The following is a 20,225-nucleotide window of genomic DNA, read 5'->3' as shown; positions in this document are numbered from 1 at the left end:
AGGAGCGGGAACGAGCGTCGAGCACTCACTCGGATCTAACCGTCGATAAACGACCCTCCCCTTCGGCTAGTGTCCTGCACCGGAAATTCATGGTCGAAATGGCTATACTGCGGGAATGGCGAGGACTGGGCGGCCGAAGGCTGAGTTGGTGCTGACCGACGATGAGCGTTCGACGTTGCAGCGTTGGGCTCGGCGGGCGAAGAGTTCGCAGGCTTTGGCGTTGCGGTGTCGGATTGTGCTGGCATGCGCCGATGGTTTGTCCAATGTGGATGTCGCCGAGAAGTTGCGGGTGTCGCGGCCGACGGTGGGCAAGTGGCGGTCGCGGTTTGTCCAGCGACGACTGAAGGGGTTGGTCGACGAGGATCGCCCAGGCGCGCCGCGGAAGATCACCGACGAACAGGTGGAGAAGGTGGTCGTCTCGACGTTGGAAGAGAAACCGAACAACGCGACGCATTGGTCGCGTACATCGATGGCGAAGCGTTCCGGGCTGAGTAAATCGACCGTGGGACGGATCTGGAAAGCGTTCAACCTTAAACCCCACTTGGCCGACACATTCAAGCTCTCTACCGATCCGCAGTTCATCGAGAAGGTCCGTAACGTCGTCGGCCTGTATATGAACCCGCCCGAGAACGCAGTGGTTCTGTGCCAGGGGAACGTCAAAGTTTGTGATCTTGGTGTGAAGTCCTGAGTGCGTGGTGACGCGTGGTGTGTCTGGATGTGGGTGGTGGCCTTCTGCCTGCGATGATGCGGGTTACCACACCTTGATCATCGTCCTAACAGGAGGCCACCGGTGTCAGTGTCGCATGTCCAGGATTCGTGCTCGCCGATTGCTGGCGGGTTCGGTGCGTCCGTGGAGATCGGCATGGACGTCGGTGTTGCCGCGGTGGGCGGGTTGGTCGAGATGCTGAGTCGGGTGCCTGACCCGCGCAAGCCGCGCGGGGTTCGTCACCGGGTTGGTTCAGTGCTGGCGGTAACGGTGTTCGCAGCGCTGGCCGGGGCCGGTAACTTCCGGGAAGCGGGGGATCGTGCCGCGGACCTGCCGCAGGAGTTGTTGGTGTTGGCCGGCTGCCGTCGGCACCTGTTGACCGGGCGTTATGTCGCGCCCAGCGAATCGACGATTCGTCGGGTGGCGCACGATATCGATGCTGACGCCGCCGATGAGCAGGTGTGCCGGTGGCTGCGGGAGCAAGCTGCGGCTGCGGCCCTGGCCCGTGGCGTCGATGTGGCCGGGGGTGATGACCACGGACCAGAGGGACTGGTCGGTGTGGCCATGGATGGCAAGACCCTGCGGAACACGGTGGCGCCCGGCGATCCGGAAGGCAGCGAGGTGAAGCTGTTCTCGGCGATGCTGCACCGAGAAGCCGTCGTCATTGCTCAGTTGCGGGTTCCTGAGGGCACCAACGAGATCACCCAGGTGGCCGCGCTGCTCAAGGACATCGATCTGACCGGTGTGGTCGTCACCGGGGACGCCGCGCACGCCCAGCACACCACCGCCGCGTACCTGACCCAGGACCGGGGCGGCCACTACGCACTCACGGTGAAAGGCAACCAGCCCACCCTGCTCACCCAGATCGCCTCAGTGCTCCCGCCGGCCGCGCCGGGCACCGCGCATCACGCCGAAACCGACCGCAGCACAGGCAAGATCGTGCGCCGCCAGATCTGGGTCGCACCGGCCAACGATGTTGACTTTCCCGGTGCCGCACAAGTGTTTCGTATCCGCCGCGACACCTTCGACCACGCGGGTAACCACCTGACCAAGGAGGTCGTGCACGGCATCACCAGCCTGACCGCCGAACAAGCCGGCGCCGACCTGATCGCCCGGTTCGTCCGCCAACATTGGGGCATAGAGAACAAGATTCACTGGGTTCGAGACGTCGTCTACCGCGAAGACCACCAACACGCCTACACCGGAACAGGAGCCCAGGTCATGGCCACCCTCCGCAACCTCGCCCTCGGGCTATTACGCCTGGCCGGAATCACCCAGATCACCCGAACTCTGGAACGTATCGCCGCTGACCGAACCCGAATCATTCCGATCATCGCAGCCGCTACCAGCACAAACCGACTTTGACGATCTCCTGGGTTCTGTGCACCGATGAGAAATCCCAGGTGCAAGCGCTGGAGAGGTCCCAGCCGGTGTTGCCGATGATGCCCGGCATGCCCGAGCGGCGCACCCACGACTACGTCCGTCACGGCGTCACCAGCCTGTTCGCCGCCTTCGACATCGCCACCGGCAAGGTCATCTCCTCGCTGCACCGCCGGCACCGCTCGGTCGAGTTCCGCAAATTTCTCACCAAGATCGACAAAACCGTACCGGCGGAGTTAGGCGTCCATGTCATTTGTGACAACTACGCCACCCACAAAACCGAGATCATCCAGAAATGGCTAGCGAAGCATCCCCGATTCCAAATCCACTTCATCCCGACCGGATCGTCCTGGATCAACCAGGTCGAACGCTGGTTCGGCGAATTGACCACCAAACTCCTGCAACGCGGCGTGCACACCAGCGTCCAGGCACTCGAGGCCGATATCCGCAACTGGATCGACGAGTGGAACAACGATCCCCGGCCGTTCATCTGGACGAAGAGCGCTGACGAGATCTTGGAGTCACTCCGATCATATTGTCAACGAATCTCCGGCGCAGGACACTAGCTCTCTCAACCAGTGCGACCTCATGTCGCACCTCGATGCCCCAGTGCCCGCGGATGAGTTTGGCCGGCTTCTCCGGGCCGGCGTCGGCCGGTGGCAGGTTGGTGAGGTAGTGGACCGTTTCGATGGCGGCGGGTTTTCCTTTCGGTCGGCGCCAGCGCCGGATCTGGATGGCCTGCCGGGCTCGGAGTAGCTTTGATCGCAGTTCATCGTCGAGGGCAAGGACTTTCAGGCTGCGGGTCTCGGTCCGTCCGTGTCCCCGGGTGCGGTCGTGGGCGTCTGTCCGGGTGTGGTTCCACGGCAGGGTTTTCAGCCGCTGATGTGTACTGGGTCGGTTGCCTGTGCCGCTCGAAAATACGATTCGGCCCTGTGCGCTGGGGCGACGCCGTGCGGTCAGGCAGCGTCGTGGTGGTACTCGTTGATCAGGCCGTCGAGGATGGGTTGTCGCCGGATCCGGTGGGCCTGGAGGTCGGTGACGGTGGCCGGGGCGCATGGTTCGGTGCTGTCCGGGGGAGTTGGTGCCGGGACTGGTGGGGGCGGTGCTGGTTGTAGTGCCGGATGTACTCGCTGAGCACGTTCTGAGCGTGGGCCTCGTTGTAGATAGGATCCGGTCGAGGAGCTCGCGGCGTAGGGTGCCCACGACTCGTTCGCAGATCGTGTTCGCTCTCGATGCCTGCGGTGGGCTGAGCACGATCTCCACGTCGTCGGTTGCGAAGACGGCGTCGAAGGCGTTGGTGTACTTTGCATCCCGGTCCCGGTCCCGGTCCCGGTCCCGGTCCCGGTCCCGGAGCAGGAGCAGGAAGCGCAGCGAGTCCATTTTGGCACCCCAGCGTCATGGCGAGATTCCTGGCCTGCTGGACGGTCCACCGGGCGGTGGGATGGGCGGTGACGCCGGCGAGGTGCAGTCGGCGAGTGCCATGCTCGATGAAGACCAGGGCGTACAGGCGCTTGAGCGCCGCCGTGTCGAGGTGCAGGAAGTCGGCGGCAATGATGCCGTGGGCCTGGGCGGTGAGGAACTGACGCCAGGTGGGGCCGGAGCGCTGCGGCGCGGGGTCAACTCCCGCGGAATGCAGGATCTTTCCAGATCGTGGACGGGGCGATGGGGTAGCCGAGGTGGACGAGTTCGCCTTGTATGCGTCGGTGGCCCCAGGTGCTGTTCTCCTTGGCCAAGCGCAGGATGAGGTGCTTGACGGTGGATGCGGTGGACGGCCTGCCGGGGCGGCGATACTGAGGGAACGTCCACTTCCGCGCAATGAGCTGCCGGTGCCAGGTCAGGACAGTGGTGGGGGTGACCGCGAAGACCTGGCGCCAACGCTCACGCGGGACCAGTCGGGAGAGGACGGCGAGCCAGATCCGGTCGGCGGACTGGTAGCGGACCCGGGCGATCTGGCGGCGCAGCACCGCGTTCTCGTGCCGCAACGTCAACACCTCCGCATCCTTGGCCACGCGGCTGCGAAGCACAACAGCGGGCACCTTGATCAGATTTCGGACCAGCGCGGTGACGATCGACAGCGGCATCGAAGGATCATCCCAGGCCCCGGCGCCGCCTGGAGGCCGTTGCCCTGCGCGGAGAACTTACAGGCCAGACCCAGAATCGTATTTCCGAGCGGGACAGGCTTTTTCACGATCCGACGCGTGCCGCGATCTTGCATATCCGGCGCATGCCGGAAGCGGCGTCGAACCCGCATTGATCGATCCCACGCTGCCAGTCGATCCGCACCGTCCTGACTGGACCGGTGAGACGATGGACTACTGGCCGTCCTACTCGGACATGTCGCCGCGCGCACGAGCGGCGTACCTGGCCTGGCTGGCGGGCGGACGCAACAATCCGCGCGTCTACATCGGCTATGTGTTCGTCTACTTCTACGGCCTGGAACGGCGACTGGTCACGGAGACTTCGCGGAACCCGGAGAACGCCGTGGAATACCGCCGGCTGACCGGCGAAGTGCGACGGCTCTTGGAAATCTACCGCGGAAACCACTCGTTCCGGCAGTACGCGACCGGTCTGCTCGACGCCGCCACGATCCTCGACCCCGCGCCGCGCTGCGACAGCCCGCCGCCCGAGGTCCCAGAGTGGGGCTACGAACTACTGGCGATGTAGCCGATCTGGCCGGGCGCTCCAGTGAAGAACATGCGGGAGGCGACCTTGATGACGCGGCCGCGGTGGGCGCTGTCCTGCAGGTACGGAAAGCACGCCTGCACCATGAGCAGGGGCCGACTGCGTTGACGTCGACGTACCGGTGCAGCTCGTGCGGAGTCGCTTCGAGCAGGCTGCGGCGTCCGGACAGCAGGCCGGCGTTGTTCACCAGTACGTCGATGCCGCCGAAATGGCCGACCACCCCGTGGACGACGGCCCCGACCGATTCGGGGTCGCTCACGTCGCACACCCACGAATTGGACCGGGTGGGCTTGTCGGCGATGTCGAGTTCGGCGACCTGCGCGCCTTCGTCGGTGAGGCGGTCGGCGATGGCACCGCCGAGACCACCGGCGGCGCCGGTGACGACGGCGACGCGGCCGGCCAGACGTTGTGACGACTGCATGATGCTCCGGGGGACGGGGCCGGGCGGCAGGGTGACGCCTCCCCGCCGCTCGGCTGGGAGGGGTGTCGCCACCGCGCGACTACCCCCGCCGGTCTGAGAACGTCAGACGGTGACTGCAGTGCGCCAGCCGGGCTGGTAGCTCTCGCGGGCCATGTCGGAGTAGGGAGAGGGGCTCACGATCGCCCGCACGGCGACCTGCTCGTGTGGCTGCACGGTGGTCTTGCGGCTGCCGCCGTCCGGCTCACCCCAGATCACCCGCACCTCGGCGCCTAGTGGAACGTCCGGGTTCACCGTGGCGAGCGACAGGGCCTTGCGTTCGTTGGCGCTGTAGCCGGTGAACAGGGACAGGCCGACCTGGTTGCCGTCGGCGTCGACCACCGAGTCGAAGTTGGACGATCCGTAGTTGGCGTTGGGCAGGTCGAAGAACTGGTAGACGGGGCTCTCGGGGTCGACCGGCGAAGCCAGGAGCTTGGCCACGTCCTGGGCGTTCCAGGCCAGCGTCACCTTGCGCCGCTGGGTTTCCGGCTCGACGGGGGCCAGGGCGTCGCGGCCGATGAACTCGTGGTCGAACTTGACGAACGAGCCGTAGCCGAGCTCCCAGGGGTTGAGGTAGTAGTCGCGGATGTCGTCGGAGACGAAGCTGCCCGCCAGCGCGTTCGTGGCCTCGTAGCTGTCCGCGCGGAGCCATTCGCGGTAGGGGCGCATCTCCTCGGCGGTGTAGACCGCGGGCAGGGGTGAGGGGATCCAGCCGGACTCCAGGGTGTTGCACGAGTAGGCCCGCGCGCCCGCGGGTTCCAGGCCGAACTCGCGCCCGGCTTCCAGGATGGCTTCACGGATCCTGTCGTAGGACACGTACGGACCCCAGATCTCCAGTCCGGGCGCGCCGGCCATACCGTGGCGCAGCGTGCGGACCCGCTCGCCGGCGATGTTCATGTAGCCCATGCGGAAGAACTTGACCTGCTCAACGGTGCCGCCGTGCACCTTCTCGATAACGTCCCAGGCGCGGGGTCCCTGGATCTGGAAGCGCCACAGGTCGCGGGTGACCTGTTTGCCGTAGGGGCGGGACGACGACCGCGGGTCGAGACGGAGGTCGGCGTTGTAGCCGTTACCGGCCTGGAAGGTGAGCCAGTTCGCGACCGGGGCGCGGCCGACGAAGGTGAACTCCTCCTCGGCTTCACGGAACAGGATGCCGTCGCCGATGACGCCGCCCTCGGGGGAGACGGGCACGAACTGCTTGGCCGTGTCGACCGGGAACGTGGCGACGCTGTTGATGCCGGTGTCGGAGATCAGTTTCAGTGCGTCCGGGCCGGAGATGAACAGGTTCACCATGTGGTGGCTCTGGTCGAACAGCACCGCGGTGTCCCGCCAGGCGGTCACCTCGCGGCGGAAGTTGCTGAACTCCGACGGCACCACCGGGTAGATGTAGGTGCCGAGCTGGGAGTTGCGCAGCAGTTCGACCGTGTTTCCGGCCCGGTCGAGCACGTCCTGCAGGTTTTTCGCACTCATGATGATCCGTTCTTGTTGGGACGTTCTCCGGAGATGCCGGGACTACCGGCCGTACTCGTCAGCCGTGAGGTACTCGACGCCGAGTTCGGCCAGCTTGGTGCGCAGGCCGTAGCGGTCCAGGCCGAGTTCCCCGGCGCGGAAGGCTTTCCGCGTGGCCTCTTCCTTGTCGAGACGTGCTTGGGACTTGTCCAGCCCGCGGTCGACGTCTTCGCGGGACACGACCATCACGCCATCGTCGTCGGCCAGGATCGCGTCGCCGGGACGGATGGTCTGCCCGCTGATCACCACCGGCACGTTGACCGCGCCCGCGGTGGCCTTCACCGTGCCCTGGGCACTGACCGCGGCCGACCACACCGGGAAGTTCATCGCCCGCAGGTCCGCGACGTCGCGCACGCCGGTGTTGATGACCAGCCCCCGTACTCCGCGGTGCTGAAGGGCGGTGGCGAACAGTTCGCCGAACAGGCCGTCGCGCGAGGGTGAGGTGGTGGTGACGACGAGGACGTCGCCGGTCCGGCACTGTTCGACGGCGGCGTGGATCATCAGGTTGTCGCCGGGCCAGCACAGCGCGGTGACTGCGGTGCCGCCGATGCGCGCGCCGTCCTGGATCGGCCGCAGGTCCGGGCCGAGCAAACCGTCGCGCCCCAATGCTTCATGTACCGTGGCCACGCCGTACTCGGCGAGCTTGTCGACCTTCTCGATCGGCGTGCGCGGCGTGTCGGTGACGACGACCGTCCTCATGCGAGTTCCCCGGTCACCTGCGGGTAGAGCCGCATGTAGGCCTCGCCCATGGTGTTGTGCGGCAGGCCGAGGTTGGGTCCGGCGTTGCGCTTGACCTGCACGCCGCGTCGCTTGGCGAGATCGGTGTAGTAGTCCCACATGTGCTGCTGTGCGGGCAGGCATTCCATGGCCTTGCGCTTGGTGTCGAATACCTCGGTGATGTCGAGCAGCACGTTCGGTTTGAAGTCGCACTGCTCGGGCTGGTGCGGTTCGAAGAAGAACACCGGGGGAGCACCCAATGGGTCGCCGGGGGCCTGGTAGCCGATGGCCTGCGCCAGAACCCGCGCCTGCAGCGCCATGCGTGCCGCCGCCGGGTGGTCGCCGTTGTAGGGGTCGGCCAGCGGATGCGTCAGCACCACCGACGGGTTCACCTCCCGGTACACCCGCACCATGCGGTCGACCAGCTCGGGCGACTCCCGCAGCGGGTAGTCGCCCGCGTCGAGGAACTCGATCTCCGCGCCCAACACCGAGGCGGCGTTTTCGGCCTCGCCGCGACGGATCGCCTTGATCTCGTCGAGGGACTTGCCCTCGCGCCACGCCTTCGCGGACTCACCCCGCTCACCGAAGCTCAGGCACAGCACCTTCGCCCGCTGACCACGGCTGGTGGCCAGGGCGATCGCGCCCGCGGCACGCCAGACGAAGTCACCGGCATGCGCACTGACCACCAGTAACGAACCCATCGCGGCCCCTCCTCGGATCGTCGTTGACACTCCTGCCGACAGTAGGAGCTGAGGCGACGGCGTCATCAGGTCCGCCAGACCGGTTTGCACTACGTCATTTGACTCGATGTCCCGGGGCGGGATGACCCCGGCAGTGTCGACATCGGACCGTTTTGGCTGGTACCCGCTGGTCATAGCGTGATGCGGATGAACCCAACCCTTCGCGACGTGGAGAACTACCTCGCCGGGGAACTTCCGTCCGGTCCCGACCGGGCGACCCCGTGGTCGGCACCGGATCGTTCTTCGCAGTCGCCGATACGAGGAGTCAATTCGTCATGAGACCGCTCACCGCTTGGGCCCGCTTCGACGACCTGCGGGCCGGTGTGGCCTGCAGCTTCCCCGAGGTCGCCTACGATCTGGTGGCCACCAGGCCGGAGCACGTTCCGGACGTGCTGGCGGAGGTTGAGCACGCGAGCCGGAAAGGCTGGTGGGCCTTCGGTTTCGTGGCCTACGAGGCCGCGGCTGGACTCGATCCCTCCTTGCTGGTTCACGAACCGGCCGACGGGCTGCCGTACGCCTGGTTCGCGATCGCCCCCGCGCCGGAACGAGCGCCCCTGATGCGATCGCACCAACGACGGTCCTATCGCGTCGGAGGGTGGCGTTACGAATGGGGGCCGGACGAGCACCGGCGGGCCGTCGAGGCTGTTCGCGGGTACATCGCCGCCGGTGACACCTACCAGTGCAACCTCACCACGTGGCTGACCGCCGAGATCGAGGGTGACCTTCCCCAGCTGTACGCGGATCTCGCCCGGGCTCAGGGGGGCGCATACAACGCCTATGTGGACACCGGCCGGTTCGCGATCGCGAGCGCCAGTCCCGAACTCTTCTTCGAGACCCGCGGCGACCGGCTTCTGATGCGGCCGATGAAAGGCACCGCCCGGCGGGGAAGCTCGGAGGCCGAGGACCGCGAAGTCGTGGCACTCCTGCGGTCCAGCGAAAAGGAACGCGCCGAGAACATCATGATCGTCGATCTGGTGCGCAACGACGTGGCGCGCCTCGCGGTCACCGGGGGAGTGTCGGTCACCGCGCTGTGCCGGGCCGAGCGTTACGAAACGGTGCACCAGCTCACCTCCGACGTCACAGCGCGTCTGCGGCCGGAGGTCGACCTGGTCGACATCTTCCGGGCCCTGTTCCCGTGTGGGTCGGTGATCGGTGCTCCGAAGGCGCGCACCATGGAGATCATCCGCGAGCTCGAACCGGGCCCGCGCGGTGCCTACTGCGGAGCGGTCGGTGTCGTAGCTCCAGTGGGTTCGCGCGTACGGGCCCGGTTCAACGTCGCGATCCGCACCCTCGTGGCCGACCGCGACCGGGGCAGGGCCACCTATGGGACTGGCGGCGGCATCACGTGGGACTCGCGCGCCGACGCCGAATACGCCGAACTGCAGCCGAAGGCCGCTGTGCTCGCGGCCAGTCCGGGTTCCGGCCTGCGGCAAGCCGCCCAGCCGTCTCGGTCATTTGTCGCGGTCAAGTCTGCCTCGATGCTGGAAGAAACTCCAGGACCGGTCGGCTTGACTTGAGTCCAGACGGTGTTGCCGACGCCCGCCATTTCGAGCATCGAGGCTTGGATTACGGGGCCGGCCTCAGGAGGTAAGCCAGGTCATGGGTGTTGAAAGTCTTGAGGTCGCGATCCAGCGGGCGGGGTCGCCGGTCGAGCTGCTGCGCAACTCGACGGTCTGTCCGATGACGTTCCCGGTCGGGCCCTCGGTCGCCGAACCGGGCACCGAGGTGGCCGTGCTGTGGGAGCAGCCCAACTCGGGCAAGCCCGCGGTCGAGCGGCACCGCCAGGTCGAGATCCGCGCCATGGTCGCGCCCGCGCCCTACGTCCAGGAAGTCCGCGAGTCCTACCACAAGTCCTGACCTGCCTTTCCCCGAACCTCGGATCGAGGAACCATGGTGAACATCCATCCGGAAACCGCCGGCGGCCGACGCCGGCGCTCCCGTGCCGCCGACCTCGTGCGCAACATGAGCTACGAGGTGATGCCCTTCAAGAACACCGAGCGGGACGTTGTCGAGCACGTCCCGGCCACGGTCCCGCTCACGGTGACGGTGACCGAGGCCAAGGGCATCGATCACACCCTGAACCTGACGGAAAAGCTTCTGGGACACGGGTACCGGGTCTCGCCACATCTGCCGGCCCGTCAGTTCACCGACGGCCAGCACGTCGCCGACGTCGTCGCCCGTCTCAGCGACTCGGGCGTCAAGTCGGTGTTCGTCGTCGGCGGCGACGCGCCGGAACCGGCCGGGAAGTTCGTCGACGCGTACTCCCTCCTGCGCTCCATGGAAGCCACCGGCCACCCCTTCCAGGAGGTGGGTATCGGCGGATACCCGGAGGGCCACGGGTCGATTCCTCAAGACGCGATCGATCTGGCGCTGAAGCAGAAGGCCCCGATGGCGACCCGGATCCTCACCCAGATCTGCTTCGACGCCGGCACCACGAGCCGGTGGGCGGCCGACGTGGCACCGTCAGGTATCGACCTGCCGATCCTTGTGGGGATGCCGGGCCCGGTGAACCGGCAGAAGCTGATGCGGATCTCCGCGGGCATCGGTCTCGGGCAGTCGGCCCGCTTCCTGCAGAAGCAGCAGACCCTGTTCTGGCGGTTGCTGCTGCCCGGCGGCTACAAACCGACCAAGCTGGTGAAGCGGCTCGGCGCCGAGGTGGCCGGAACGGCGAACAACATCAGTGGTCTGCACATCTTCACCTTCAATGAACTCCGCAAGACCGAGCTCTGGCGGCAGGAACTGCTGAACTCGTTCTCCGAAGAGGAGGATCGGTCATGACCGGAAGCATTTTCGCCGAGGACTACGGCCGCCTCATTGTGCAGGGCGCCGACCAGCCCGGCATCGTGTCGCGGGTGTCCTCGGTACTGGCCGAGCACGACGCGAACGTGGTGGCGCTGGATCAGTCCACCAGTGACCCCGCGGGCGGCCGGTTCTTCCAGCGCACCGTGTTCCACCTGCCCGATCTGCCGGTCAGGCTCGACGAGCTGAACCAGGCATTTGAGGAGAAGCTGGTCGACGACCTGGGGCTGACCTACCGGCTCGTGGAGGCGAAGCGCCGCAAGCGTGTCGCGATCATGGTGTCGAAGACCGACCACTGCATGCTGGACCTGCTGTGGCGGCAGCGCCGGGGCGAGCTGCACATAACGATCCCGATGGTCATCTCCAACCACCCCGACCTCGGTGACGACGTCCGCCAGTTCGGCATCTCGTTCTTCCACGTTCCAGTGGAGGCGAACAAGAAGGCGATCGCCGAGAAGGAACACCTCAACCTGCTGAAGGGCAACGTCGACCTGGTCGTGCTCGCCCGTTACATGCAGATCATCTCTGGCGAGTTCCTGGACGAGGTCGGCGTACCGGTGATCAACATCCACCACTCGTTCCTGCCGGCGTTCATGGGCGCGGGTCCGTACCAGCGCGCGAAGGAACGCGGCGTGAAGCTGGTCGGCGCGACCGCGCACTACGTGACCGAGGACCTCGACGAGGGCCCGATCATCGAACAGGACGTCATCCGGGTGTCGCACCGCGAGTCGACGCGCGATCTGCAGCGCAAGGGTGCCGACGTGGAGCGGCTGGTGCTGTCGCGCGCGGTGTCGTGGCACTGCGACGACCGCGTCATCCGCGACGGCAATACGACCGTCGTCTTCTAGGGGGAGCGATGACCGCGAAGATCTTGGACGGACGGGCCGTGTCGGCGACGATCCTCGACCGGGTGAGCAAGGAGGTCGAGGAGTTCGTCGCCGAACACGGCCGGGTCCCCGTGCTGGCCACCGTGCTGGTCGGCGACGATCCTGCCTCGCACACTTACCTCCGGATGAAGGCCAACCGGTGCGCCAAGGTCGGGATGCGGTCCCGGCGCATCGAGCTCGACGCCGGCATCTCGACTCAGCAGTTGGTCGACCAGATCCGGGAGCTTTCGGCCGATCCCGCCGTGGACGGCATCCTGCTTCAGCACCCGGTGCCCGGGCACATCGACGAGCGCGCGGCGTTCGAAGCCATCGCTCCCTCGAAGGACGTCGAGGGCGTCACCCGGACGTCGTTCGCGACCATGGCGTTCGACGAGGGTGGCTTCCATTCCGCGACCCCGGGCGGGATCGTGGCGCTGCTGGACGCCTACCACATCCCGGTGGCGGGCAAGCACGCCGTCGTGGTGGGCCGCAGCCCCATCCTCGGCAAGCCGGTGGGCATGCTGCTGCTGGCCCGCGATGCGACGGTGACGTACTGCCACTCCCGGACCGCGGCGCTCGCCGATCACATCACCCAGGCCGACATCGTCGTGGCCGCGGTCGGCCGTCCCGGGCTGATCGGAGGCGACTGGATCAAACCCGGTGCCGTCGTGGTCGATGCGGGTTACGCCGACAACAGTGGCGACGTCGAATACGAGGCGGCGGCCGAGCAGGCGTCCTGGATCACCCCGGTGCCCGGTGGGGTCGGGCCGATGACCATCGCCACCCTCATCGCCCAGACGATCAGCGCTGCCCGGGAACACGAAAAGGCCTGAGGGAGGGGCAATGGTTAAGGCACAGGACAACTACGTCCTCGATCTCGCGCAGAACCGGCGGGGCCTTGCGCTCAACCGGATGTGCGGATCACTGAAGCACGCCGAGAACCGGGCGCGGTTCACGGCAGGCGAGGCCGCGTACTGCGACTCCTACGGGCTCTCGCCGGAACAGAAGAAGGCGATCCTGGAACGGGACTGGATCGCGATGCTAGATCTGGGAGCGTCCATTTTCTACACGTTCAAGCTCGCCATGCTCGACCAAAAGTCGATGCAGTACCTCGGTGGCGTGTTCACCGGGATGACGGCGGAGGAGTTCGCGGCGGAGCTGCGCGCGGGAGGGCGGAAGTTTGGCTGAGGTGACCTGGGGTCTGGCGACCTCCCACGTGCCCTCGATCGGGGCGGCCATGGATAACGGCAAGACGACCGACGAGTACTGGAAGCCGCTCTTCGACGGTTACACGCCGGCGCGGCAGTGGATGGTGGAGCACACGCCCGACGTGGCGGTCATCGTCTACAACGATCACGCCAACGCCGTCGATCTCAACCTCGTGCCGACGTTCGGCATCGGCACGGCGGAGTCCTACGCCGTGGCGGATGAGGGCTGGGGACGTCGCCCGGTGCCGCCGGTCCAGGGCGCGCCGGAGCTGAGCGAGCACCTGGTGCGTAAGGTGATCGACGACTCCTTCGATGTGGCCACCTTCCACCACCTCGACGTGGACCACGGGCTGACCGTGCCACTGTCGGTGTACTGCCCCGAGCCGGGCGAGGCGTGGCCGTGCGCGGTCGTTCCGGTGCTGGTGAACGTGATCCAGTACCCGCAGCCGACCGCGGCCCGGTGCTACGCTCTGGGGCAGGCACTGGGCCGGGCGATCCGGTCGTTCCCGCGGGATCAGAAGGTCGCCGTGTTCGGCACTGGTGGGATGTCGCACCAGCTGGCCGGTGCACGCGCCGGCCTGATCAACAAAGAGTTCGACCGCATGTTCCTCCAGGCCATCGAGACCGAACCGGACAAGCTGGCCGCGCTGACCCGCGAGGACTACATCCGCGAGGCCGGCACCGAGGGCATCGAGCTGATCATGTGGCTGATCATGCGTGGCGCGCTCAGCGGGAACATCCGCCGCGTGCACGACACCTACCACGTGCCCGCGTCCAACACAGCCGCGGCGCTCGCGCTGTTCGAGGACCTCGGCGCGAAGGAGACAGTGTGAGCACCTTCGTTCTGCTGCACGGCGCCTGGCACGGCGGGTGGGCCTGGGACCGCGTAGCGCCGTTGCTGCGGGCAGCCGGGCACGAGGTGTACACGCCGACGTTCACCGGTGTCAGCGACCGCGCGCACCTGCTGAACCCGTTGGTCGGGCTGAACACCCACATCCAGGATGTGGTGGCGCTGATCGAGGCCCATGACGCTCGTGACGTCCTGCTGGTCGGGCACAGCTACGCCGGGCATGTGATCACCGGGGTCGCCGACCGGATCCCGGAGCGGCTCACACGTCGGGTGTACCTGGACGCGTTCGTCGGCGACGACGGCGACGCGGCGATCGACCTGCAGCCGGAGAAGATCGCCGGGCACTATCGCGAGTCGGTGGCGGGGCCGGGGTTCGGCTGGCTCATTCCGGTGCGGTCGCTGCAAGTCCTCGGCGTGACCGAGCAGTCCGATGTGGACTGGCTCAGCGCCCGGCTGACCCCGCACCCGTGGCTCACCTACACCGAACCGCTGCGCTTGACCGGCGCGGTCGACAAGGTGCCGGCCGCCTTCATCGAGTGCACAGACTGGATGCGGGTGTTCCGGCCGCACGCCGAACGGGCAGCCGCGCGCGGATGGCCGGTGCATGCGATCGCCACCGGGCACGAGGCGATGGTCACCGCGCCCCAGGAACTGGCCGATCTGCTGCTCGCCGTCGCTTGAGGAGGACGATTCGTGGAATTCCTGGTCCGCACCGAGAACCAGCTGCCCGTCGACACACCGGAGGAGCTCCGGGAGCAGCTACGCAAGGCCGAGCGCGAACGCGCGATGGAACTGCGTGAGACCGGCATCCTCAAACGACTGTGGCGGGTGCCGGGCCGCAACGCCACTGTCGGCCTGTACGAGGCCGAAGACCCCGCCGCCCTGCATGACGCGCTCACGTCACTGCCCATGTGGAAATGGATGGACGTCACCGTGGAGGCGCTCGCAACCCACCCTCAGGAACGCAAGTAGAAGTCCCCGTCACACCGGTTCACTGCCCAACGAGGACCTTCTCCGAACTTGGCGGAACGCCGGCCGATGTGGGAACGTTTCGCGGTCGGGGCGTCTAGTTCTGGGGCGGGACCAGACCCTCGTGGACGGCGACCATCGCCGCCTGGGTGCGCGAGGTCAGCTGGAGCTTGCGCAGGACGTTGCTGACGTGCGTACGGGTGGTACGTTCGCTGATGACCAGCTCGTCGGCGATCGCCTTGTTGGACTTGCCGGTGGCGACCAGACTGAGCACCGCCCGTTCCCGCTCGGTCAGCGCGCTCAGCCCTGTCGAAGGTGACACGATCTCCTGGGTGAGCCGCCGTGCCACCGCGGGATCGAGGAACACGTCGTCGCGGGCCGCGGCCTGGATCGCCGCTGCGACCTCGGCCGGGCCGGCGCTCTTGAGCAGGTATCCCGAGGCGCCGCCGGCCAGTGCGGCGCGCACACGTTCCATCTCGCCGAAACTGGTGAGGACGACCACCTTCACCCTCGGGTAGGTACTGGTGATCCGGGACGTGGTCGCGGAACCGTCGAGCCGCGGCATCAGCAGGTCCAGCAGGACCACGTCCGGCAGCTCGCGATGCGCGGCCATCGTCTCCAGCTTGTCGACCGCATCCTGGCCGTCGACCGCTTCGCCGACCACCTCGATGTCGTCCAGGACTTCGAGGTAGGCGCGAATGCCGCGCCGGACGACAGCGTGATCATCGACGATGAGCACCCGCACCGGCCGTGCTCCGTGCTCGGTCACGACGCCCGCCCCCGGCTGTTCGCGGGCGGCGCCCAGCCCGGCGTGATCTCCACCGGCGTGCCACTGCCGCCGAGTGGGAACCCTTTCCCGAGGGGGACCACAAGCCGGACGATCGTTCCGGCGTCTCTGCGTGGTTTCACCGTGACTGTTCCATCCCACCGTTGCGCTCTTTCTCGCATCGTCTTCAGCCCGTACCCGGAGCCCGGCACGCTCTCGCGAGCCTGGGCCAGTCCGCGACCGTCGTCGGCGACGCTGCCCCGCAGCTGTCCGTCGCGGACGCTCAGCCGGATCGTCACTGTGCCTGCTTCGGCGTGTTTGACGACGTTGTGAATGGCCTCGGCGGCGATTCGGTAGACGTCCTCGGCCAGCTCCCCGTGCAGGCCGTCGACTCCCTGCCCGACCACGACCCTGAACCGCAGGCCGGTTCGGTTCGTGGTGCTCTCGGCCAGCGCGCGGATGGCTTCTTCCAGCCCGCCCAGTTCGGTGGTCGAGGACGGGCGCAGCTCGTGCACCATGGCCCGGAGATCCGCGAGGACGGTGTGCGAGAGCAGGGCGACCTCGTCCGAGATCCGCCGGACCGCGTCCGCGGCGACCGAATCGCTCCGCTGGGCGAGGACCTCCATCGACTTGGCCTGCATCGAGATGGAGAACACCTGCTGCACGATCGAGTCGTGCAGGTCGCGGGCGAGCCGTTGCCGCTCCTGGCGGCGGGCGACGTCCCGTTCTCGTTGCATCAGGGCGGCGTAGTCGATCGCGACCGCGGCCTGTTCCGCCATCGCGACCAGGAACTCGAGTGTTCGCCCGCCCACGACCTGGCCGGGGGCGAAGTAGGCGTTCAGAACACCCGAAGCCCGGCCGCGGATGATCAGTGGCACGCTCGCGAAGGAGTCCCAGTGCAGTTCGCCGAGGTACTCGTGCAGCGGTTCCCAGGCCGGATCCGACTCGATCGTCTGCCAGCGGTGCGGCACCACGATCGGATCGCTGTCCCGTAGCGCATCGAGCATGCGCAGTGACGCGCCACGCTCGCGGCACTCGATGAGCCGGTCGAAGAAGTCCGGCCAGTGCCGGAACCCCGCCGACCCCATGATGCGCAACCCGTGGCCGCCTTCGTCCACGGCCAGGATTTGCACGCCGGCCAGGGCATCGGTCTGGAGCACCTCGCGCGCCAAGGCGTCCAGCGTGCCCGGCAGGGATCCCTGGGACGCCAGGTTCGCGGCGCTCCGCGCAACAGTGGCGATCCGCCGTTGCCGGTGCCGCTCCTCAGTGACGTCGCGGAACCCGACCACCGTGCGCGCGGGTTCCCCGGCCAGCCGCTGTATGCGGTAGGCGAACTCGCGCCGGAGTCCCGAGGGGGGCGTCCAGGTGGTCACCTGTTCGCCCGGCCCGTCGCCGAACAGGCCGGCCGGTTCGGGCGTGACCGCCTGGGCGAGCGGGAACGGGGCCGGACTGCCGATCAGACTGTCCTCGGGGACCCCGCACAAACGGATCCCGGCCGGGTTGACCTGCATGAAGCGCGCGTCGCCATCCACGAGGGCGAGGCCGTCCGGCGCGGAGGCGGCCAGATCGGCCCAGCTCGCGGACGCGACGGGGCGCGTCTCTTCGCCGTCACGCGGGCCGGTCATGGCAGACCTCCTCAGCGTCGCCGGTGATGGTGAGCGCCGAACAGCGGTGTGGCCGGAATGCTCCCCAAGGATGCGGAAGCGCTGGGCCGAACCCCCGCTTGCGGCGGGAGACTTGGTCCCACGCTCCTTGCTGACCGTTGCGGGCTATGACCTGTGCTCGACCTCGGCCACCATAGTGGACACCCACGCACCGCCTGGGCCGGTGCTGCTCCCGACCGGATTGTTCACTTCGGAATAGTGCTCGAGACCGTCGTGGCGCAGGTACTTCTCGGCGGGAAGGAATTCGTCGCCGAGTTCGCTGAGCCAGCGATCGAGCTCGCCCTCGAGCTCAACCCGCAGTGCGGCCGATTCCGGTTCGGCGCAGAGGTTGTGCAGCTGCAAGGGATCCTCGATGTTGTCGTAGAGCAGCCAGGGCCCTTGAAGTGTGCGGATGTAAGTATGCCGGTCCGTGCGCACACCGCGGTACTCGCTGATGCCGTAGGTGCGTGCCCACAGGATGGGGACCGGTATCCCGATGAACGCCGATTCCGGCGGGTTCGCTCCGAAGACGTCCCTGCCCTGCACTTTCCCGGGAACCGGGAGGCCACTCAGCGCGAGCAAGGTGGGCATCAGGTCGGGGGTGTTCACCGGGACCGGGTTCGTGCGACCCGCCGTCCCGAACCGGGCCGGATGGCGTACCAGTAGCGGTACCCGGACGGACTCGTCCCAAGGACAGACTTTGACGTCGTGACGGATGCCCTGAGAGCCCATCATGTCGCCGTGGTCGGAGGTGAAGATCACGATGGTGTCCTCGGCCGATCCGCTCCGCTGCACCGCGTCGAGGAGCCGGCCGACGCAGTCGTCCAACGCGGCGATGTGCGCGTAGTAGCCGCGCAGAGCTTGGGTGGAGGCGTCGGCGAGCTCGGGTGGCACGTTGCCTCGCAACTCGATCGGCGTGTCCGCGTAGTGCTCGCGGAAGCACTCGGGCGCGGTGTGCAGGGGGAAGTGCGGAGGCCCGTAGGACACCACTAGCAGGTACGGGCGCTGATCTTCGTTGTTTTCGACGAAGGCGCAGGCGTCGGTCGTCTGGGCGTCCGCGTCGTAGCCCTCCCAGTACTTCCGCTCCGTGTTCGCGCCTTCGAAGTAAAACGATTCGTTGTAGTCATGGGTGCACTCGGCGGCCTTCCAGTAATCGAAACCGAACTGCTTTTCGCGGGGCACCGGGTCCTTGCGGCGGCCGTAGCGGCCGTCGGGGCTACCATGCAGGTGCCACTTGCCGATGTAACCGGTGCGATAACCCGCTTCCCGGTATACCTCGCCCAGCGTCGGCCCCTTCGGTTTCAGTTCGACGTCGTTGATGTAGACACCGTGTTCCAACGGGTATTGACCGGTGAGCAGGCTCGCGCGTGCCGGGCAGCAGACCGGGGCGCCGGAAATCGCGTTCTCGAAGTTGACCGATTCCGCGGCAAGGGCATCGATACGTGGGGTCCGGGCGTTCGGATCACCCGCATACCCCACCGATTGCGCGCGCCATTCGTCGGTGAGGATGATCAGTACGTTGGGTGTCCGCGGGCTCATGCAATTCCTTCCTTCAGGGTGTCCGCCGGCGAGGCCGGGGCGGGAGCCGCGTCCTCGGCCTTGCGCAGGCGAGGGATCCAGACCAGCCCGACGATGGTGGAAATGATGGCGCACACGAAGATCCCGGTGAACACCGTGCGCGGGGTCGTGGCGAGCATGGCGGGCACGACGAGTGCGAGCGTGGCCGCGATGACGCGGGTGAACGCCATGGTCATGCCCTGCGTCGTGCCGCGCAGCAGCGTCGGGATGAGTTCCTGCGCCCATACCTTGTAAAGCGGTTCACCGGCGAAGCTGCTGCCGAGTCCGAACAGGAAGACGACGAACAGTATCGTGACCTGGGAGGCGCCGAAGAACGCGAGTGGTGCCCAGCTCACCAGGATGATGACGGAGCCCACCGTGGCGAACACCCGGCGCCACCGGGTGTCGACGATGGCCATGAACAGCACGCTGGCCAGGAACGAGATCCCCAGCGCGATGAGTGCCAGCCGTGAGATCGTCTCGACTCCGCCGCCGGCGACCTTCGTCCACAGGTAACTCTGGTACTTGCCGTTGATACTCGCCCCGACGTTCCATAGCGCGTAAAAGATGCCGGTTCCCAGCACGGCGAACACGACCGGGCGCCGAAAGATCTGCCTGAGCTGCCCCCATCGCACGACGGACGGCGCGGTGGCTCCGGCGCCGTCGGCAGCGCGCCGGGCACTAAGCCATTCCTGCGATTCGGGGAGGCTGATGCGCAGCAGCAGCACGAGGACGGCGACGCCGACCAGACCCCAGAACACGATCCGCGCGCCGGTGACGCCGAGGTGCCCGACGAAGCTCACTACCAATTGCACGGACGCGATGCCGAGCACCCACTGCGCCTGGGAAAGACTCACCATCCGGCCCTTCCGCCTGCGCGGTGCGACCTCGTTGGCCAGCGCCAGCGCAACCGGGAGGTCCCCGCCGATTCCGAGCCCGGTGAGGATCGCGCCGGGGTAGAGCATCCATTTCGCTGTCGCGGAGGCGAGTACGGCGGCGCCGACCGCGAACACCAGCAGGGCCAGCGTCAGCACGCGGCGCCGGCCGAAGCGGTCGCCCAGGCGCCCGCCCAGCAGGGCGCCAACGGCGAACGAGAACTGCTGACACGCCAGCACCGCGCCGATGATCGCGGGGGTCAGCCCGAGTTCATGGGCGTAGAGCACGCTGATCGCGATCCCGGAACCGACAAGTGCTGCCGAATCCAGGTAGGACGCCATCCCGGCGAGGACCGCTGTGCGCCATGGACGTTGGGGCGGGGCTGGGGTGGGGATGGTCATCCGAACTCCTCGTCGAGCCTGAGATGTAGATCGATCTACACCTCTGGCATAATGTGTAGATCGGTCTACGATAGTGACCGCGGGGTACTCCGTTGTCAA

General features: G+C 67.1%; 19 protein-coding genes and 3 pseudogenes. 13 read left to right on the top strand and 9 right to left on the bottom strand.

All coding sequences use genetic code 11. From position 1 onward, the window contains the following. Positions 1-115 precede the first annotated feature (115 nt). The 3 genes and pseudogenes from DL519_RS09270 to DL519_RS09260 form a co-directional block, all read left to right on the top strand. A pseudogene (locus tag DL519_RS09270) lies at positions 116-646 on the top strand (IS630 family transposase); the annotation flags it as partial. A 144-nt stretch (positions 647-790) separates the two neighbouring features. Next, positions 791-2,071: an ISAs1 family transposase gene (locus DL519_RS09265; RefSeq protein WP_190812573.1), complete on the top strand. Its 1,281-nt coding sequence runs from the start codon at positions 791-793 to the stop codon at positions 2,069-2,071. Between the two features lie 11 nt (positions 2,072-2,082). Beyond that, positions 2,083-2,652, top strand: a pseudogene (locus DL519_RS09260) (IS630 family transposase); the annotation flags it as partial. 1,050 nt (positions 2,653-3,702) lie between these two features. On the opposite strand, the gene DL519_RS45965 reads toward DL519_RS09260, so the two are convergent. After that, a complete protein-coding gene (locus tag DL519_RS45965; protein ID WP_223838609.1) occupies positions 3,703-4,167 on the bottom strand; it encodes a helix-turn-helix domain-containing protein in 465 nt (154 codons plus the stop codon). Between DL519_RS45965 and DL519_RS09250 the strand changes: the two genes are divergently transcribed. Next, positions 4,148-4,750, top strand: coding sequence for a TerB N-terminal domain-containing protein (locus tag DL519_RS09250; RefSeq protein ID WP_223838607.1), 603 nt, complete (start codon positions 4,148-4,150; stop codon positions 4,748-4,750). The genes DL519_RS45965 and DL519_RS09250 overlap by 20 nt on opposite strands. A gap of 139 nt (positions 4,751-4,889) precedes the next feature. Here the strand turns inward: DL519_RS09250 and DL519_RS49770 are convergent. The 4 genes and pseudogenes from DL519_RS49770 to DL519_RS09230 form a co-directional block, all read right to left on the bottom strand. Further along, positions 4,890-5,189: pseudogene (locus DL519_RS49770) on the bottom strand (SDR family NAD(P)-dependent oxidoreductase); the annotation flags it as partial. Between the two features lie 102 nt (positions 5,190-5,291). Beyond that, positions 5,292-6,695 (bottom strand): vanillate/3-O-methylgallate O-demethylase, encoded by a 1,404-nt coding sequence (ligM, locus tag DL519_RS09240; RefSeq protein WP_190813981.1) that lies wholly within the window; start codon positions 6,693-6,695, stop codon positions 5,292-5,294. Between the two features lie 42 nt (positions 6,696-6,737). Further along, positions 6,738-7,433 (bottom strand): 4-carboxy-4-hydroxy-2-oxoadipate aldolase/oxaloacetate decarboxylase, encoded by a 696-nt coding sequence (locus DL519_RS09235; protein WP_190813979.1) that lies wholly within the window; start codon positions 7,431-7,433, stop codon positions 6,738-6,740. Continuing rightward, positions 7,430-8,152, bottom strand: a complete 723-nt coding sequence (locus tag DL519_RS09230; RefSeq protein ID WP_190813977.1) for a PIG-L deacetylase family protein — start codon at positions 8,150-8,152, stop codon at positions 7,430-7,432. Before DL519_RS09230 ends, DL519_RS09235 begins: the two co-directional genes overlap by 4 nt. Positions 8,153-8,466: 314 nt before the next feature. Between DL519_RS09230 and pabB the strand changes: the two genes are divergently transcribed. The 9 genes from pabB (at position 8,467) to DL519_RS09185 (ending at position 14,886) form a co-directional block, all read left to right on the top strand. Beyond that, positions 8,467-9,708 (top strand): aminodeoxychorismate synthase component I, encoded by a 1,242-nt coding sequence (gene pabB, locus DL519_RS09225; protein WP_190813975.1) that lies wholly within the window; start codon positions 8,467-8,469, stop codon positions 9,706-9,708. Between the two features lie 82 nt (positions 9,709-9,790). Continuing rightward, entirely contained in the window at positions 9,791-10,048 is a 258-nt protein-coding gene (locus DL519_RS45960; protein ID WP_223838605.1) for a hypothetical protein, read from the top strand. Positions 10,049-10,081: 33 nt separating this feature from the next. After that, positions 10,082-10,969, top strand: coding sequence for a methylenetetrahydrofolate reductase (locus DL519_RS09215; protein WP_223838603.1), 888 nt, complete (start codon positions 10,082-10,084; stop codon positions 10,967-10,969). Further along, a complete protein-coding gene (gene purU / locus DL519_RS09210; RefSeq protein ID WP_190813973.1) occupies positions 10,966-11,838 on the top strand; it encodes a formyltetrahydrofolate deformylase in 873 nt (290 codons plus the stop codon). The genes DL519_RS09215 and purU overlap by 4 nt, the downstream gene beginning before the upstream one ends. 8 nt (positions 11,839-11,846) lie before the next feature. Then, a complete protein-coding gene (locus DL519_RS09205; protein WP_190813972.1) occupies positions 11,847-12,689 on the top strand; it encodes a bifunctional 5,10-methylenetetrahydrofolate dehydrogenase/5,10-methenyltetrahydrofolate cyclohydrolase in 843 nt (280 codons plus the stop codon). Positions 12,690-12,699: 10 nt separating this feature from the next. Further along, a complete protein-coding gene (locus tag DL519_RS09200) occupies positions 12,700-13,044 on the top strand; it encodes a protocatechuate 3,4-dioxygenase (RefSeq protein WP_190813970.1) in 345 nt (114 codons plus the stop codon). 1 nt (position 13,045) lies between these two features. Next, complete coding sequence (locus DL519_RS09195) at positions 13,046-13,897, top strand: class III extradiol dioxygenase subunit beta (protein WP_449619121.1); 852 nt, start codon at positions 13,046-13,048, stop codon at positions 13,895-13,897. Beyond that, positions 13,894-14,595 (top strand): alpha/beta fold hydrolase, encoded by a 702-nt coding sequence (locus DL519_RS09190; RefSeq protein ID WP_190813966.1) that lies wholly within the window; start codon positions 13,894-13,896, stop codon positions 14,593-14,595. The genes DL519_RS09195 and DL519_RS09190 overlap by 4 nt, the downstream gene beginning before the upstream one ends. Before the next feature lie 12 nt (positions 14,596-14,607). Further along, entirely contained in the window at positions 14,608-14,886 is a 279-nt protein-coding gene (locus tag DL519_RS09185; RefSeq protein WP_190813964.1) for a muconolactone Delta-isomerase family protein, read from the top strand. A gap of 94 nt (positions 14,887-14,980) precedes the next feature. On the opposite strand, the gene DL519_RS09180 is transcribed toward DL519_RS09185, so the two are convergent. From DL519_RS09180 to DL519_RS09165, 4 genes are all read right to left on the bottom strand, one after another. After that, on the bottom strand, positions 14,981-15,652 hold the full coding sequence (locus DL519_RS09180) for a response regulator (RefSeq protein WP_190813962.1): 672 nt from the start codon (positions 15,650-15,652) through the stop codon (positions 14,981-14,983). Next, positions 15,649-17,274, bottom strand: coding sequence for a sensor histidine kinase (locus DL519_RS09175; RefSeq protein ID WP_190813960.1), 1,626 nt, complete (start codon positions 17,272-17,274; stop codon positions 15,649-15,651). The genes DL519_RS09180 and DL519_RS09175 overlap by 4 nt, the downstream gene beginning before the upstream one ends. Positions 17,275-17,418: 144 nt before the next feature. After that, positions 17,419-18,831, bottom strand: coding sequence for a sulfatase family protein (locus DL519_RS09170; protein ID WP_190813958.1), 1,413 nt, complete (start codon positions 18,829-18,831; stop codon positions 17,419-17,421). Then, a complete protein-coding gene (locus DL519_RS09165) occupies positions 18,828-20,126 on the bottom strand; it encodes an MFS transporter (RefSeq protein ID WP_190813956.1) in 1,299 nt (432 codons plus the stop codon). Before DL519_RS09165 ends, DL519_RS09170 begins: the two co-directional genes overlap by 4 nt. Between the last annotated feature and the right edge of the window lie 99 nt (positions 20,127-20,225).

It is taken from the genome of Saccharopolyspora pogona, assembly GCF_014697215.1.
Classification (GTDB): domain Bacteria; phylum Actinomycetota; class Actinomycetes; order Mycobacteriales; family Pseudonocardiaceae; genus Saccharopolyspora; species Saccharopolyspora hattusasensis.
Note: the sequence above shows the minus strand (reverse complement) of the source record. Positions and strands in the feature narration are given on the sequence as shown.